The following is a 16,763-nucleotide window of genomic DNA, read 5'->3' on the forward strand; positions in this document are numbered from 1 at the left end:
TCCTCCTTATTTATGCGCTAGTATTTCGACTTCACACAAGACGCCCTTGGGAATCTCCCGCACAGCGACGCAGGAGCGAGCCGGGCAATGGGTGAAGGTTTCGCCATAGATCTGATTGAACGCCGCGAAATCGTTCATGTCCGCCAAGAAGCATGTCGTTTTCACAACATCACTGATGGTCATGTCCGCCGCTTCCAGAATTGCCTGAATGTTTTTCATCACCTGCCGGGCCTGGCTTTCAATCGTGTCGCCCGCGATCTCGCCGGTTTCCGGATCAACCGGAATCTGACCGGAAGCGAATAAAAAATCGTTCAGTCGGACAGCCTGGGCGTAAGGCCCGATCGCTGCCGGTGCTTTGGGTGTTGCAATCTTTTCTCTCATCTGAATCCCCCTTTTTGGTAAATTAATTTTTACACTTTCAGATTATCACTGAATAATAATTTAGTCAACAACAAATAATGAAATTATTTTTATTGATTTAACCGGTTACATGCTCTATAATGAAAATGTAAATGAAATTTAGTTCAGTAAATTGAAGAAAAGGAGTAAACCAATGAAACAACTGAAAAGCTTTCCGGAAAACTTCTTCTGGGGCGCCGCTTCGGCGGCCAACCAATGCGAAGGGGCCTGGCAGGCCGAGGGCAAGGGCGTCAGTATTTCCGACGTCATGACCAACGGCACGCATAAAGAACCGCGCCGGATCACCCCGGTGATCGACGAAGACCGCTACTTCTATCCAAGTCATGAGGCTGTCGATTTCTATCATCATTATCAAGAGGATATCGCGCTGTGCAAGGAAATGGGCTTCAATATCTTCCGCATGTCCGTCAACTGGACGCGGATTTTCCCCAACGGCAATGAAAGTGAACCCAACGAAGCCGGTCTGGCGTTCTATGACCGCGTGTTCGCCGAGCTGAAAGCGGCGGGGATCGAGCCGCTGGTTACGATCTATCACAATGAAAACCCGTTCGCGCTGACGCAGGAATGCAACGGCTGGGCCGACCGGCGCTGCATCGACTATTATCTGAATTTCTGCCGGGTTCTGTTTGAGCGTTACAAAGACGTCGTCAAATACTGGATTCCGTTTAATGAAATCAACTGCCTGACGACCAAGCTGGGCAACTGGAATCATGCCGGCATCCTCAACGAAGGCACGGAGTTCTTCACCGATCAGGTCGATAACCCGAACCTGCGGTTTGCCGCGCTGCATCATCAGTTTGTCGCCAGCGCCCGGGCGGTGAAGCTGGGCAAAGCGATCAATCCGGATTTCCAGTTCGGCACGATGATCTGCCATATCACGGTGTATCCGCTGACGTGCAATCCGGATGACGTGCTGATGACCCAGCAGGAAGACCTGATGCGCAACTGCTTCAGCGGCGACGTGCAGGTCAAGGGTGTTTATCCTTATTATATAAAGCGTTACTTTGAACGCCACGGGATTGAATTTGAGATCACTCAACAGGATTTAAAGGAGCTGCGCGAGGGCACGGTGGATTTCTATTCGTTCAGCTATTACATGTCCAACTGCATCAGCTCGGATCCGACCAGTGCGCAGGTGTCCGGCAACGTCATGGGTGGGGCGAAGAACCCGTATTTAACCGCGACGGAGTGGGACTGGCAGATCGATCCGAAAGGACTGCGCTACACGCTGAACCATATTTATGATCGGTATGGCATTCCGGTCATGGTAACGGAAAACGGTCTGGGCGCCCGCGACACGCTGACGGCGGACGGTAAGATTCATGATGCTTACCGGATTGACTATCTGCGTCAGCACATCGAGCAGATGCGGCTGGCGATCGACGACGGGGTAGAGCTGATCGGCTATACGCCATGGTCGACGATGGATCTGGTCAGCGTATCTACCGGCGAGATGGAGAAGCGCTATGGATTCATCTATGTCGATAAGGACAACGAAGGCCGCGGCGATCTGAAGCGGTACCGCAAGGACAGCTTCTTCTGGTATAAAAAGGTCATTGAAACCAACGGCGAGGATCTGGATTAAGCTTCATTATCTATGGAAAAGGAGTCTTTCCGCCATGAATATTCATGGGGAAAGGCTCCTTTTCTAACGATATTATACCGGGTTTTAAGCTCGTTTTTAGTGAAGAAATCAAGGAAAAGTAAAAAAATCGCAAGTCAGGACAGGATTAAACCATTCAGGGAAAAGCAGGATGAAGAAAAAGGCGTCTGGAAGATCTTTCCTTTCTTCTCAACCCCATTTCTCAGACAGGATTGAAAAAAGGAGTTCCGGCCGTAAATTCCAATCTTTCCAAGTCAGGAAAAGCGCTTAACCAAGGCGAAAATTAAGAAATTTAGGATTGCTTTTGCGATGGGGCTATGCTAAGATATATAAGCACTTACTTTGGACACGCCAAGGGGTCCAAGGCGGAAGGAGAGTAATTATGAAAAAAGGAATTCATCCAAACTACCATAAGGTCACAGTCACCTGCACAACTTGCGGCAACACGTTTGAAACGGGTTCAGTCAAAGACGATATCCGCGTCGATACCTGCTCAAACTGCCATCCGTTCTTCACAGGAAGACAGCGTTTCGCAGCGGCTCAGGGCCGGATCGAAAAGTTCAATCAGAAGTACGGATTGAAGAAATAACAACGCGAAAAAGGATAAGGAGCGCAAGCCCCTTATTTTTTTCTGATTTGGGGGCCATGGGATTCTTTCAATGATGGGATTTTAAAAAGAATGAGGGGGAGCGTTGATGTTAGCGATGTTCAGCGGGGCACTGTTTGTCCTCGCACTGATCTATGGGTTGTTTTTAATGATTAAGGATCGGAATGTAACGAAGAAAAAGTTGAAAAGGATGACGGACAATCGCTTGTTGACAGCTGTCAGCAACTGGCTGTTTCATTATTATCGCGAAGGTCTGGAAGAACCGGAACTGCTCGTGCAGATTCCGGATGTTCACCGGCATGTTCTGACCCTGCCGATCGTCAACGAGGAAATCGGCTGCGGCGGCGTCCCTCAGCTGTTGGCGAATCATGGCATGGACATGTTAATTTATGGCAAAGAAGCGGCTGAAGCCTGGGGTCTAACTTTCTATGCCGAGGCGCTGAAGGAAGCGATCCGGCGCAGCGCTGCGGATCCGGGAAACGTGGCGGAAGGGCTGTATGATGATCTGGAAAGCGAGATTTATACGCCGGAACATCAGGCGGAGTATCAGAAGACGCTGCTTCGCGTCATCCATGAAAATATTGATTCTTTCGGCTTTTAACCGTTGTCCAAGGGTGGAAAGTAGACATCAATTCCTGTACAATAGGAAAGGATAAATAAAACAAAGACCATGACGGAAGAAGAGGAGCGGAATTATGATGTATCATCAATACCGCCCGGGATATGTGGAAGTCATTTCCGGGTGTATGTTTGCGGGAAAAACAGAAGAATTGATCCGGCGTATCAAGGTGCTGGAATTTGCGAAGAAAAAAGTGCTGGTGTTTAAGCCGGCGATTGATAACCGGTACAGCGAAACCAAAGTCGTTTCCCATGCCGGAAGCGAAGTCGACAGCATCGTGATCCGGGAAGCGAAGGAAATTCTGAACTATGTCGACGATTCGGTCGATGTGATCGCGATCGACGAGGTTCAGTTCTTCGATGAAGATATTATAGAAATCTGCGATTACTACGCGAAAAAAGGCAAGCGGGTGATGGCGGCCGGCCTGGATATGGATTTCAAGGGCGAACCGTTCGGCGTGATGCCGATTTTGATCACCAAGGCGGAATTTGTCACGAAGCTGACGGCCGTCTGTACGATCTGCGGTGCTCCGGCGACCCGCACGCAGCGTTTAGTCAATGGCGAACCGGCCAATTACGATGATCCGATCATTCTGGTCGGCGCGTCGGAAAGCTATGAAGCGCGCTGCCGGCACTGCCACCAGATTAAAAACAAGCCGTCCCATCTGGGGCTGGACCATGACTGAAGCGCTGAAAAAGTGGATCGCACCGAAAGATTTCTATAAAAAAGTATTTCTGATTTCCGTTCCGCTGGCCTTGCAGCAGCTGCTCAACAGCGCGATGGGGATCGCCGACAGTATGATGGTTTCCTGGATTGGTCAGGTGACCGCCGTCGGCACTGCGGCCCAGATTGAAAATCTGATGATGACGGTGGGCTTCGGCGTCGCCAGCGGCGCGGGGATCTTCATGTCGCAGTTCTTCGGCAAGCAGGATTTGAAAAGTGAGAAAAAGGCGTTCGGTCTGGGCGTGATCCTGAGCCTGATCAACGCGCTGGTCTGGATGGCGGCTTCGGTTTTCTTCGGCCGTCAGCTGATGCACTTTTACATTCCGGATCCGACGGTCATCGAATCCGCGCTGCAGTATCTGATGATCGCGATGATCTCCTATCTGCCGGGGGCACTGATCACAATGTTCTCGTTCGCTTACCGTTGCATACAGAAAACGCATGTGCCGATGTTGATCGGCCTTGTCAGCATGGCGGTGAATATCGTCCTGAACTACTGCCTGATCTTCGGACACTTCGGATTTCCGCAGATGGGGGTGCAGGGCGCGGCGCTGGCGACGCTGATCGCGCAGACGACGGGTCTGGTGATTCATATCGTCTACGCTTATAAATCGAAGCAGTCGTTCATCGGAACGCCGCGGGAAATGTTCGCGCTCAGCTCGGACTTTGTCCAGCCGATCTTACGCCGGGCGTATCCGTTAGTGCTGAATGAATTATTTTTCGGTTTCGGCAATACTTTATATATCCGCGCGTTCGGGCGCTTGGGCACCGAAGCGATGGACGCTTACTATGTCGGCAATCAGATCTCCAACATGTTCTTCTTTATCGTCCAGGGCTTAAACAGCGCCAACGGTGCAATTCTGGGCGCTTCGTTGGGGCAGGGCGATCTGGAGCTGGCAAAACGGCAGGGAAACTGGTTTGTGGCGCTGGCCGTCGTGCTGTCGGCCGTGTCGTCGCTGTTGATTCTGGGCTTCGCTCATCCGATGGTCGATCTGTTTGGCTTGCAGAACGAGAACGTCGTGCAGGAAGCGGTGCTGATCGTCCGGATTTTCTCGATCCGGATCTCGCTGCGGATGTTCAATGTGCTGGTGTTCTCGGCGCTGCGGGCCGGCGGGGATTCCAAATTCCTGGCGTTTCTGGATGCGGGAATCATGTGGATCGTCGGCCTGCCGCTGGCCTTCATTCTGGTTGAAGGCTTGCATTTCACAAGCATTGCGCTGGTCTTCCTGATCATTCAGGTGGAACAGCTGGTACGCATGGTCATCGGCTTAAAGCGTTACTTTAAGGGCGCGTGGCTGATTGATTTAACGCAGGAAGTAAAAACTGCATAAGGAGGGTAAATAATGGATGCAATGATGAAACGGCTTCAGTCGATTGAAGAACGTTACAATGAAATCAACGAGGAAATGATGTCTCCGGAAATTGTTTCCGATCCGAAACGGCTGGCGAAGCTGGGCAAGGAACAGGCTTCGCTGAAACAATCCGTGGAGGCTTACGAGGAATTAAAGGGCCTGAATTCGCATATCGAGCAGGCGGAGGAAATGGCGAAGGAACATGATCCGGAGCTGAAGGAAATGGCGCAGATGGAGCTGGAAGAACTGCTTCCCAAGAAAGAAGCGCTGATCGCGAAGATCGAAGTGCTGCTGATCCCGAAGGATCCCAACGACGATCACGACTGTATCGTGGAAATCCGCGGCGCAGCCGGAGGCGACGAAGGAAATATTTTCGCCGGCGATCTGTATCGGATGTATGTACGGTATGCGGAAACGCAGGGCTGGAAAATCCAGGTGCTGGAAATGAGCGAATCGGAAGCTGGCGGCTTCTCCATGATTTCATTTCTGGTCAAGGGCGACGAGGTGTACCGTCAGCTGAAATTTGAATCCGGCGCGCATCGCGTGCAGCGGGTGCCGAAGACGGAGACTCAGGGGCGGATTCATACGTCGACAGCGACCGTCCTGGTGCTGCCGGACGCGGAGGAAACGGATATTGAGATCGATCCTGCGGATCTGACTTTTGAAACACACCGGGCTTCCGGCGCCGGCGGGCAGCATATCAACAAGACTGATTCTGCGGTCCGGATCGTGCATGTGCCGACTGGAATTACAGTCAACTGTCAGGAAGGCCGTTCCCAGCATGAAAACCGTGAAACCGCGCTGCGCTTAATCCGCGCGCGGGTCTTTGAAGAACTCAATCGTCAGAAAGAGGAAGAAGAAGGCGCAGTCCGGCGGGCGAAAATCGGAACGGGCGACCGTTCGGAAAAGATCCGGACTTACAACTATCCGCAGAACCGCGTGACCGATCATCGGATCGGCTTTACGATCAACCAGCTGGACCGGATTATGGAAGGGAAGCTGGACGACGTGATTGCGGCGCTGCTGGCGGAAGAACAGCGGCAGAAGCTGGCGGGCGAAAATAATGCCTAGTTTCCGCGAGCTGATTCACGAAGCGCTGCCGTTATTGGAACAGGCGCAGATTCCGCAGGAAACGGCGCAGGTATTTCTGTTGGAGCTAAGCCAGAAGGAAAGCTACGATCTGTATCTGCATTATGAGGACGAAGCGCCGGCGGAGCTGGTCGAACAATATCAGGCAGGGATGAAGCGGATTCTGAAACAGGAACCGATGCAGTATGTCCTGGGCTATTCCTGGTTTTATGGCTATCGGTTAAAGGTCAATGAAAATGTCCTGATCCCCCGTCCGGAAACGGAAGAGCTGGTGGCGAATATCCTGGCGGATCTGGATGAATATTTCGCGGATGTGGAAACGATCGACGCGGTGGATATCGGTACCGGCAGCGGCGCGATCGCGCTGTCGCTGGCCAAGGAAGAACCGAAAATCCGCATGAGCGCTACCGACATCAGCGCGGAAGCAGTGGAAGTGGCGAAAGCGAACGCCGCGAGCTTAGGCGTCGACGTGAAGTTTCTGATCGGCGATATGGCGCAGCCGGTGATCGACGCGGGAATGAAGGTCGATCTTCTGATCTGCAATCCGCCGTACATTCCGCAGGAGGAAACACTGGAAGCTTCGGTCAAGGATTATGAACCGCATGTCGCGTTGTTTGGCGGCGAAGATGGCTTGAAGTTCTACCGTCAGGTCTTTGCGGCCGCGCCGCAGGTGCTGAAGGACAGAGCGATGATGGCGTTTGAAATTGGCTGGAATCAGAAAGCGGCGCTGTTGGCGGAGGTCAGAAAAACCTTCGGCGATGTGCGCGCCGAGGTGGTCAAGGACATCAATGGCAAGGACCGGATGTTGTTCGTCTACTTCAATCTGTAAGCTTGTGCTGTGCAAGATCCTGGTATAAAAATGGAAAATCCGTCCATCCTGAAAGCAACAGGAAGGGCGGGTTTTTTATGAAGAAGCTGATGGTAATGATGAGTCTATGTTTGTTCTGTTCTCTTTGTACGATCGTTGGAGAAACGGAAGAAGTTCGATTTCAGATTCAGGCGGATTCCCGTGTTCATGAGGAAGCCGGCCTGAAAAATCAGATTTATGCAGTGTACTCCGAGTTAACTGACGGCGTGGACACAGAGTCCCGCCCGGTGATCGTCGCTCAGAATATCAAACGATTTGAAGTGAACGAGGACATCCGTGCGGAATATCAGAATAATATCGTGGTGATCACGCAGGGGGACGGCAAAGGCAGCCTGATCCATGGCAGCTTCGATGCGTTCAGCTGCGGACGCCCGGTGAAACCGAAATCCTGGATAGCGGAACTATTCGGACATGAATAATCAATTCAGGTTTATCGAGGAGCTTAAACGCATTTGTGTTCAAGAAAGCGCAGACATGAGCGCGTTATTAAAAAGATTAAAAAGAAATAAAACAATTTTATTGAGAGGTCTATTGCCCAAAGATGAATCGACGGTAAACACATTTAACGAATCTATTTTCCAAAAATGAATATTTTTCAGAATTGGAAAATAGGATGATTTTCTCTTCAGGTTAAAGTTGATCGCAAGGGGATTTACAAACTTGATTTTTCAAGATATGATAAATAGGCTCATAGAGTAGGAAGGAACAGGGACTGAGGTCGTTTCTTCCGTTTTTTTATGGCTTTAAGGAAGAGAGTTACTATGATTAAATAGAATCCGCAAGGATTGTCTGGAAGAACTTTTCGTTTACAATGGAAGCATGACGTAAAGTGTGTTATGAATCACAACAAGCGGTATCCAGGAACGCGGTATGAAGAAAGAGAAGTAAAACTCAAACGAAGGTAGAGGACAGAATGAAAAAAACAGGTTTGATCGTCTTACTCCTGCTCTGTTATGGCTGCGCCGCTGAAGTGCAGGAGAATCCTCGATCCACAGTGGATCCTGAACCGATGATATCCAGCACTCCCGATACTGTCAGCGGAGATACTTATTTTGAAGAAAATCCTAAAGCTGGAAATGCCGTCTTCGTATGTCATCAATGGAAAGAAAATAAGATTGACGATCGTTTCAGTCTGCCTGAAGGTGAATCCGTTTTTTTAAGAGACAGTCTCGTTTTCATTTTGTATCCTTCAGAAAATGATTTTGCCCGACTTCACATAACAAGCCGAATGGAAACCGAATATGATAAATGGCTGGATGGTGAATATCGGTCATCAGGCGATCATATTTATAAATTTTCTGTGAGCTATGCCAGTCCGAAGCGCTATGGGTTTGATGGTCCTGAGTCCTACAATGACTTTGTTACTGAAGGGGAAGTGTTCTCCGGTTATTTTATGATTGAAGAAAATACATTGTACTACTTAGGAGATTCCGAAGATTTCTCAAATTATCGAAATTATCCGGCTTGTGATACCAAGCAAGAGTGGTCTTTCTGACGTTGGATTGAGGATAGAACAAATGGAACTGACCGACGTTCAAAATGAATCCGCTGGTTATCGGTTCACGCTGTTGAAGATGAACAAGTCATCCGCTGGGAATAGACCGGCGGATTTGTTTTATTCGGTTTGAAAGGCGGAAATCAAAAATATCCGTTTTCTGTTTTGAGCGAAAGACTTAACATTAAGGAATTTTATGGTATAACTTTCTCATCAGGTTCTAAAGGAGGAATCGAAATGATTTTACTGACTTCACCCGTTCAAGTGGGGCATTTGCGCTTAAAAAACCGGCTGGTCATGCCGCCGATGGCGACGTCCAAGGCGGAAAACGGCAAGGTTACGCCGGAATTGATTCACTACTATCAGGAAAAATCCGCAGGCGGCGCACTGGGCTTGATCATCATGGAACACAGCTTTATTTCGGCGGAAGGGCAGGCCAGCGCAAACCAGACGTCGATTTCCAGCGATGAGGATATCGTGGGATTGCGCGAATTGACAGCGGCGATTCACGCTAACGGTTCGCCGGTATTCGCTCAGCTCAATCATGCCGGAAGCGCGGCGAAAGAAGAAGTTACCGGCTATGTCCCGTTAGCGCCCAGCGTGGTCAAACATCCCAAGGCGAAAGACGAATGCCTGCCCAAAGCCATGACAGCGCAGGATCTTGAAAAAGTGATCGCTGATTTTAAGGAAGCTGCCCGCCGGGCCCAGGCCGCCGGCTTTGACGGCGTGGAAATCCACTCGGCCCACGGCTATCTGCTCAACCAGTTTTATTCGCCGCTGACCAACCGGAGAACGGACGACTACGGAGGCTCGCTGGAAAACCGGATTCGCCTGCATTGTCAGATCATCGAAGCGATCCGCAGTCAGGTTGGTGCGGAGTATCCGCTGGCACTGCGGTTAGGCGCGTGCGAGGGGCTTGAAAACGGAAGTACGCTGGCAGACGCAATATCCGCATGCGCGGCATTTGAAAAAGCCGGCGTTGATCTGATCGACATCACCGGCGGCTTAGGCGGTTATGTTCGTCCGGGCCACAGCGAACAAGGCTATTTTCAGGACTATTCCGCCGCGATAAAACAGTCGGTTTCGATTCCCGTGCTGCTGACGGGCGGAATCACGGAAGTCTCGGCCGCGGAGGCGCTCTTGCAAAGCAGGAAGGCCGATCTGATCGGCGTCGGCCGGGCGATCCTCAAGGATTCCGGCTGGGCAAAAAAGGCAATCTCCGCTTTCTTATAAAACCATGAAGTTCTTAACCGCTTAATTCGTAAGATTTTTCCATCCTTTGTCCGCAAAGTACAGAATTGGAAAAATCTTTTTCTTGTCCGCGCCGAAATTTTTGACTGCGGAAATTTCTTTTCCGTTTCAGATCAGGCCGGCTGAAAAAACGCACGATCGGTATGAACAACTTTCGTTGTATAATGATAGCAAACGGGCCTCGGAAATCAACGGCGCCCAGGAAAAAGGGAGATGTGGTTATGCTTGTTGAAATTACAGAAACCTGTCGTCAAACAGAAAATTTGAACTACCCCTGTGAACATCTGACCGTCGGCTTTATCAGTGAAGAACAGCTGCAAGCGCTGGCCCGACAGGCCGGACTGCATCTGCCGATCCCCACGGAAAGGGAATCCCTGATGCGCAACGCCGTCAGCGTCAGCGAGAATGCCTTCTGGTGCGTGCTGCATCTGATCAATCCCGGTCAGATTCTGGGACAACGGGATAAGATCGGCCTGTTGATTGTAAAAAACTGTTTTTTAGTCGTCGATCTGTTCGACGAAGACGACAGCACCGGCGAAGCCGTCAATCGCATGCTTCAGTCGCTGCAGCCAAAGAAAGCGACGCTGCCGCGGTTGGTCACCGGCTTCTTTCGGGAGATTCTGATACAGGATCCGGATATTCATGAAGATCTGGAAACACGGATCGACACGTTGGAAAAAGAAGTGTTCGACGCCAGAGCGCCGCACTTTCGGCAGCAGACTCTCCAGTTGGGCAAAGAGCTGCTGACGCTGAACCGCTATTATGATCAGCTGATCAACATCAACGATCATCTGGAAGAAAACAGCAACGACTTGTTCGCCGAGGACGAGCTGCGCAGCTTCACACTGTTAAACGATCGAATCCTCCGCTATCGCGACAATGTGCAGCTGCTGCGCGACCGCCTGACCCAGACGCAGCAATCCTATCAGGCCCAGCTGGACTATCAGCTGAACAAGTCGATGAAGACGCTGTCGTTAGTCACGACGATCTGCCTGCCTTTGTCGCTGATCGCCGGCTGGTATGGTATGAACTTTACGGCGATGCCGGAATTGAAATGGCGCTATGGCTATCTCTATGTGATCGGATTGAGCGCGGCGGTCGTCAGTCTGGTGATCGTTCTGTTAAAACACAAAAAAGGGTAGAGTCTGTTCGCAGACTCTGCTTTCTTAACTTTAGCTTAACCTGCGAATAGTTATAATCGTAGATGTCCGGAGAGTGAAAGGAGAACCGCATGAAACTGTTGATTGTGGAAGATGAGGAAGATCTGGCGCTGGGGCTGAAGCGCGGGCTGCGGAAAAACGGCTACGAGGTCGACTGGACCGGCGAGGGTCGGGAAGGGCTGGATCTGGCGCTGGCTGAGGATTACGGCTGCGTCCTGCTCGATTTGAATCTGCCGGGATTGGACGGACTGGATCTGCTTCGCCGGCTGCGCGCGGAGAAGCCGCAGCAGAAGATTCTCATTTTATCGGCCCGCGGGACGGTGGCGGACAAGGTGAGGGGGCTTGACCTGGGCGCAGATGATTACCTGGTCAAACCGTTTCACTTCGAGGAACTGCTCGCGCGCATCCGCAATCTGACCGGACGCCGTTTTGTGCGCCAGGACGCCGTTGTCTGCCGCGGTTCATTGCGGATCGACACCGGCAGTCATCAGGTGTATGTGCGGGATCAGCGGCTGAGGCTGACCGCCAGGGAAACGCAGATTCTGGAAACGCTGGCGCTGCACGACGGCAAGCGGCTGAGCGCGGAAACGATTATCTGCCAGGTTTGGGGCGAAGACGAAGATCTGTTTTCCAACGCCTTTAAAGTTCACCTGTCTTCCCTGCGCCGCAAGCTGGCCTCGGCCAGTGGGGAAGACTGGATCGAATGTCAGCGCGGGCTAGGGTATTGCCTGAAGGAGAATCCGGATGAAAAAGCTTAGTTTACAGGTCAAGATTACGCTGCTGTGCACGGCGATTCTGACCGCGGCCTGTGTGCTGCTTACCCTTTCCTCCATGATGTTCAGTTCCCACGAATTGATCGGGGTAGCCAGGCAGGCGACGACCGTGATAACTGATTATGCCGTTTCGGTTAAAGAAGCATACAACCTGCAGCCCGCCCCAACCGCAAACAGCGGCCGTGAGGAGATCAAGGTTGATCAAATTGTCATCAATTCCAATCTTGCGGATTTTTACAACGTAAATCTTCCTGAGCAGGTGGAACAAAGCATGGTGGCGATCACAACCGCGGCCAACGATCAGATTCAGATTCAGGTTGTCGGTTTGATGACGGCGATCATTCTGTTGGGCACGTTGGGCATTTATCTGACCGTTTCCCGCCTGACACGTCCGCTGCGTCAGTTGTCGACCTCGATCAGTACGCTGGACGAAGATCAGCTGTCGGTCCGGCTGGAAGAAAACGGCATCCGCGAGGTCGCGGAACTGAGCCATTCGCTCAACCAGATGATCAGCCGGCTGGACGAAGCCTTCGAACGGCAGAAACGCTTTACTGCCGATGCAGCGCATGAGCTGAAAACACCGCTGGCCTCGATTCAGGTCAATCTCGACTCCCTGCGGCAGGAAGAAGAATACACCGCCGAGGAAGCGGCCGAGGTGCTGGAAGTGACCCAGCGCAACATCCGCCGGCTGAATCGACTGGCCGAAAATCTGCTTCAGCTCAACAGCGCGCAGGTGATCGAGCAGCGTCAGCGCTGTTCCGTTCACGATTGCTTTTGCACGATTATCGAGGAGCTGGATCCGCGGATTCGACAGAAACAGCTGAGTGTCCAGCTGGCCGAAGCTTATCCTTGTCTGGATACCGATCCGACGCTGCTGCTTCGCTGTCTGTATAACTGCGTGGAAAACGCTGTGAAATACACCCCGGAACACAGCACGATCCGGATCGATTTAAGCAAGCGGGAAGATCAGCTTCAAATCCTGATCGCCAATCCGTCACAGCCGATCAGCGAAAGTCAGTGCGCCCAGCTGTTTCAGCCGTTTTACCGGCTGGATGCCTCGCGCAGCCGCAAACTGGGCGGCAGCGGTCTGGGCCTGGCGATCACGCAGGAAATTGTGACCCGGCTGGGCGGAACGATTCAGGCAGTCTGGAAAGACGGCGAATTCCAGATTCAGATTCTGCTTCCGAAAGGTTAATCAAGCGGACTCTGGACAGACAGAGCGCTTCCGAAATCGGAATTTCTGAGCTTGATGATCCGAAGCGTCTCTTTCGCATTTGAGCTGTACTGCATCATTGAATTGAAATCAAAACGGACTTTTGAGGAAAGTTGTTTTCCTTGCGCCCGTAGAAAGGAAATACACTATGAATTTCATTCAGCGTGCGCTGCGGCACTTATCCCGCAGCAAGACAAAATCACTGCTTCTTACTCTGACGTTTTTTCTGATCGCCAACTTTGTGGTCGTCGGCTTTTCGATCAGCGCGGCCGCGGCGGAAGCCAAGATTGAAACGCGCCGCAAAATGAATCCGGTCGTCGAGTTTACGATGGACTTTGACGCCTGGTATGAAAAATATATGAGTCTGGATTCGGAGGAACGCAAAACCTTTGCCTATCCGAAACCGGATCCGGAGCTGGTGAGAAGAATGTTAGCCGATTCCCGCGTTAAATCCGCGGACTGGACGCGCTCCACGTTGGGCTATGCGGACGGGTTTGCGCCGGTGGAGATCCAGCGGCCGCAGAAGACGGAGGACGAGGAGGACGACGGGATGTTTTCCACCTCAGTCGTCGTTTCGGAAACGATGTCCGGCAGCGGGCAGGCGACGAACCAACAGCCCAACATGACGCTGCTGGGACTGCTTTCGCCGCAGCTGAACAAGCTGGCGGACGAAACGTGGAAACTGGCCCAGGGCCGGATGATTACGCAGGAAGAAATAGATAACGGAAGTCCGGTCGCCGTGATCGACAAGCGGCTGGCGGAAGCGAATAATCTGTCGGTCGGCGATTTCATCCGGATCAAGCTGTATTCTGACGACGAGATCAACGCTGTGGCCGATACTGCCAACGACAACGTCCTCGAACTGGAGATCGTCGGGATTTTGGACAGCGCGGAGGAGCTGAGCAGCGAGGAGCTGCAATGGGCCAGCGAATATTCCCATCCGGCCAATCAGGTGCTGATGCCGCTGCCATTGTACGCACAGCACGACATCGCGCTGATGGCGCTGTTCCATCAAGCCAACCCGAAAGTGGCCGAAGCCAGGCTGGAAGACTATAACCCGTCCAGCGCCGTGTTTGTGCTGAACGATCCGCTGGAGGTCGATGCCTTCCGCGACCAGTATAATCAGAATCTTGACGAATATCTGATCATGGATGCCAACGATGAGATGTACCAGCGTTTGTCGAAGCCGCTTGACACCTTGACGGTGTTCTCCGATCTGATCGTGGCGGTCGTTCTGATCAACGCGGTGGTGATTATTTCCCTAGTCAGCGCATTGACGTTGAAGACGCGGGAAACGGAGATCGGGGTCTTGCTTTCCCTCGGCGTGTCCAAAGTCAAGATTGTCGGGCAGCTGTTTACGGAGCTGTTGATCACGGCGATGATCGGCTTTGCGCTGGCCTCCGCGACGGGGTCGATGCTTGCCGGAAGCGTCGGCGAGAAAGCGCTGGCGATGCAGGTGCAGGAAAACCAGACAAGCGAGCCGGGCGTCTTCACGTATTCATCTTCGGATTCCTTGTTTAACGAAGTCAGCCAGGAAGAGGTGACGGCCAGCTATCACGCCGGTGTGGATGCAGGCATTTTGATTCAGATCTTTGTTTTAGGCGTTGGCGTGGTCTTCATCAGTACCCTGATACCGTCGATGATGGTGCTCCGTTTCAATCCGAAGAAGATCCTGATGAGTCAGAATTAGAAAGGACAACCGCATGTTAAAATTAGTAAACTTAAATTATGGCTACACCGACGGCGCGAATCGCCGCAGCATCCTGCGGGATTGCTCGTATACGTTTGAGGAAGGACGGTTTTACACTATTCTGGGACCTTCCGGCAGCGGCAAGACGACGCTGCTTTCGATCCTGGCCGGCTTAGACAGCGCTGAAAGCGGCGAGATCTGGTACAAGGATGAACAGATCACTCCCAATCGGCTCTATCATTACCGCCGCAATCAGATTGGCATCGTGTTCCAGCAGTACAATCTGATCAACTACCTGACCGGTATTGAAAACGTCGAGCTGGCCATGACGGAAACGGATAACGCCGTGCCCGAAAACCGCCGGGAAATTGCTTACGCGCTGCTTGAAAAGGTGGGAATTGTACGCTCCAAGGCGGAGCGTCCGATTTCCAAACTGTCCGGCGGCGAGCAGCAGCGGATTGCGATCGCGCGGGCGCTGGCAGCCAATGTCGATCTGATCTTTGCGGATGAACCGACCGGCAATCTCGACACAGCGACCGAACAGGAAATCATCCGGATCTTCCGCCTTCTGGCGGAAGACTTCGGCAAGACCGTCATCGTCGTTACGCACTCGGAAACCGTTTCCCGTTTCAGCGATGAGCGGGTGCTGCTGGAAGATGGGCAGCTGCATCGGCTGCCGCCGGAGGCGGAGGCGGCAGGGGTCTGAGAACCGGGAATGCGGAGCAAAGATTGTTCAATATTACAACGAATAAAGCACCGCCAGCTTGAAATGTGAAAAAAGTAACAAAATTATGGCCTTTCAAATCCTGCCGAGGTATAATAGATGTAGTTAAAAGGAGGAACAATTCATGATGATTCAAGATCGATTTGCCGGCAAGGTCATGGTCGTAACCGGCGGTACCTCGGGAATCGGCAAAGCCGTATGTTTAAGAGCGGGCGCGGAAGGCGCGAAGGTCGTCATCGCCGGACGAAATCAGGCGCGCGGCGAAGCGATTGAAAAGGAAATCCGCGAAGCGGGCGGCGAGGCGGTATTCATTCAATGCGACGTTACCAGAAAAGAGGATATTATCAATCTGTATGCCAGGACCGTTGAAATTTACGGACGGCTGGATATCGCGATCAACAACGCGGGCATCGTCGGCGATTCCAAGAAGATCGAAGATCTGACGGATGACGACTGGTTCAGCGTGGTCAATGCCAATCTGAACGCGATGTTCTATTGCATCCGGGAAGAAATCAAATATATGCTGAAAAATGAAAATGGCGGCGCGATCGTCAACACGGCTTCTGTCGCAGGAATCCGCGCAACCCCGGCGGGACCGGCTTATGTCGCAAGCAAGCACGGCGTCGTCGGTCTGACGAAATCCACAGCGATGGACTATGCCAAAAACAACATCATCTGCAACGCGGTCTGCCCGGCCGGCACCGATACGCCGCTGACTGAAGCGGCCAAGGAAAAGATCTATGCCAAGATCGCCGAATTGAAGGCGCAGGGCATTGATCCTTCCGAATTCATGAAGAATTCCATGATCGCCGGCAAGACCCAGACCCTGCAGGGCCGCAACGCGACTTCGGAAGAACAGGCGTCGACGATCCTGTACTTCGCTTCCGATGAAGCGCGTCACATCACCGGTTCGATCGTCGTCGCCGACGGCGGTTTCACCGTCTATTAAGCCTGAAATCTGATAACCAACCAGGAGAACGGGAGACATCTTCCGTTTTCTTTTTTGTCCTTTGGGAATGAAGGAAAAGAATCGTCAGACGGCGTGATCACTTGAAGCTCAGGATTGAAATTGAATTGGGATCCGAGGCAGAATCATTACGAAATGTGAAACAAATTCGTCAGCTTAAGAAAGTCTTCAGGAAGTTCACGGAACCTTCACCCGTTTTTGATACGAAT

The 16,763-nt window shown here is 52.0% G+C and carries 17 protein-coding genes; 16 read left to right on the forward strand and 1 reads right to left on the reverse strand.

Annotation, left to right across the window (positions count from 1 at the left end; translation table 11 throughout):
• Positions 1 to 6: 6 nt before the first annotated feature.
• Positions 7 to 381: a RidA family protein gene (locus BQ7364_RS02140; protein WP_072683183.1), complete on the reverse strand. Its 375-nt coding sequence runs from the start codon at positions 379 to 381 to the stop codon at positions 7 to 9.
• A 172-nt stretch (positions 382 to 553) separates the two neighbouring features.
• Here BQ7364_RS02140 and BQ7364_RS02145 point away from each other — a divergent pair, with 172 nt between their 5' ends.
• From BQ7364_RS02145 to BQ7364_RS02220, 16 genes are all read left to right on the forward strand, one after another.
• Complete coding sequence (locus BQ7364_RS02145) at positions 554 to 2,005, forward strand: glycoside hydrolase family 1 protein (RefSeq protein ID WP_072683184.1); 1,452 nt, start codon at positions 554 to 556, stop codon at positions 2,003 to 2,005.
• Between the two features lie 400 nt (positions 2,006 to 2,405).
• On the forward strand, positions 2,406 to 2,612 hold the full coding sequence (gene rpmE / locus BQ7364_RS02150) for a 50S ribosomal protein L31 (RefSeq protein WP_072683185.1): 207 nt from the start codon (positions 2,406 to 2,408) through the stop codon (positions 2,610 to 2,612).
• Positions 2,613 to 2,718: 106 nt separating this feature from the next.
• Positions 2,719 to 3,231 (forward strand): DMP19 family protein, encoded by a 513-nt coding sequence (locus tag BQ7364_RS02155; protein ID WP_072683186.1) that lies wholly within the window; start codon positions 2,719 to 2,721, stop codon positions 3,229 to 3,231.
• A 97-nt stretch (positions 3,232 to 3,328) separates the two neighbouring features.
• Entirely contained in the window at positions 3,329 to 3,934 is a 606-nt protein-coding gene (locus BQ7364_RS02160) for a thymidine kinase (RefSeq protein ID WP_039864017.1), read from the forward strand.
• Positions 3,927 to 5,303, forward strand: coding sequence for an MATE family efflux transporter (locus tag BQ7364_RS02165; protein ID WP_072683187.1), 1,377 nt, complete (start codon positions 3,927 to 3,929; stop codon positions 5,301 to 5,303). The genes BQ7364_RS02160 and BQ7364_RS02165 overlap by 8 nt, the downstream gene beginning before the upstream one ends.
• Positions 5,304 to 5,315: 12 nt before the next feature.
• Entirely contained in the window at positions 5,316 to 6,395 is a 1,080-nt protein-coding gene (gene prfA / locus BQ7364_RS02170) for a peptide chain release factor 1 (RefSeq protein ID WP_072683188.1), read from the forward strand.
• A complete protein-coding gene (prmC, locus tag BQ7364_RS02175; RefSeq protein ID WP_072683189.1) occupies positions 6,388 to 7,242 on the forward strand; it encodes a peptide chain release factor N(5)-glutamine methyltransferase in 855 nt (284 codons plus the stop codon). Before prfA ends, prmC begins: the two co-directional genes overlap by 8 nt.
• Positions 7,243 to 7,319: 77 nt before the next feature.
• Entirely contained in the window at positions 7,320 to 7,700 is a 381-nt protein-coding gene (locus BQ7364_RS02180) for a hypothetical protein (RefSeq protein WP_072683190.1), read from the forward strand.
• Positions 7,701 to 8,194: 494 nt separating this feature from the next.
• Positions 8,195 to 8,776 carry a hypothetical protein gene (locus BQ7364_RS02185; RefSeq protein ID WP_072683191.1) on the forward strand — a complete coding sequence of 194 codons (582 nt, stop codon included), beginning with the start codon at positions 8,195 to 8,197 and terminating at the stop codon, positions 8,774 to 8,776.
• 237 nt (positions 8,777 to 9,013) lie between these two features.
• Positions 9,014 to 10,009 carry an NADH:flavin oxidoreductase gene (locus BQ7364_RS02190; protein WP_072683192.1) on the forward strand — a complete coding sequence of 332 codons (996 nt, stop codon included), beginning with the start codon at positions 9,014 to 9,016 and terminating at the stop codon, positions 10,007 to 10,009.
• 239 nt (positions 10,010 to 10,248) lie between these two features.
• The gene (locus BQ7364_RS02195) at positions 10,249 to 11,169 is read left to right on the forward strand and encodes a magnesium transporter CorA family protein (RefSeq protein WP_072683193.1); all 921 of its coding nucleotides are present in this window, start codon (positions 10,249 to 10,251) and stop codon (positions 11,167 to 11,169) included.
• A gap of 89 nt (positions 11,170 to 11,258) precedes the next feature.
• On the forward strand, positions 11,259 to 11,945 hold the full coding sequence (locus BQ7364_RS02200; RefSeq protein ID WP_072683194.1) for a response regulator transcription factor: 687 nt from the start codon (positions 11,259 to 11,261) through the stop codon (positions 11,943 to 11,945).
• Entirely contained in the window at positions 11,932 to 13,155 is a 1,224-nt protein-coding gene (locus BQ7364_RS02205) for a sensor histidine kinase (RefSeq protein WP_072683195.1), read from the forward strand. Before BQ7364_RS02200 ends, BQ7364_RS02205 begins: the two co-directional genes overlap by 14 nt.
• Before the next feature lie 166 nt (positions 13,156 to 13,321).
• Positions 13,322 to 14,863: an ABC transporter permease gene (locus BQ7364_RS02210; RefSeq protein ID WP_072683196.1), complete on the forward strand. Its 1,542-nt coding sequence runs from the start codon at positions 13,322 to 13,324 to the stop codon at positions 14,861 to 14,863.
• A 13-nt stretch (positions 14,864 to 14,876) separates the two neighbouring features.
• Positions 14,877 to 15,569 carry an ABC transporter ATP-binding protein gene (locus BQ7364_RS02215; RefSeq protein WP_072683197.1) on the forward strand — a complete coding sequence of 231 codons (693 nt, stop codon included), beginning with the start codon at positions 14,877 to 14,879 and terminating at the stop codon, positions 15,567 to 15,569.
• A 142-nt stretch (positions 15,570 to 15,711) separates the two neighbouring features.
• Positions 15,712 to 16,536 (forward strand): SDR family NAD(P)-dependent oxidoreductase, encoded by an 825-nt coding sequence (locus tag BQ7364_RS02220; RefSeq protein ID WP_229100688.1) that lies wholly within the window; start codon positions 15,712 to 15,714, stop codon positions 16,534 to 16,536.
• Positions 16,537 to 16,763: the final 227 nt, after the last annotated feature.

The organism is Holdemania sp. Marseille-P2844 (assembly GCF_900120005.1).
Lineage (GTDB): Bacteria > Bacillota_I > Bacilli_A > Erysipelotrichales > Erysipelotrichaceae > Holdemania.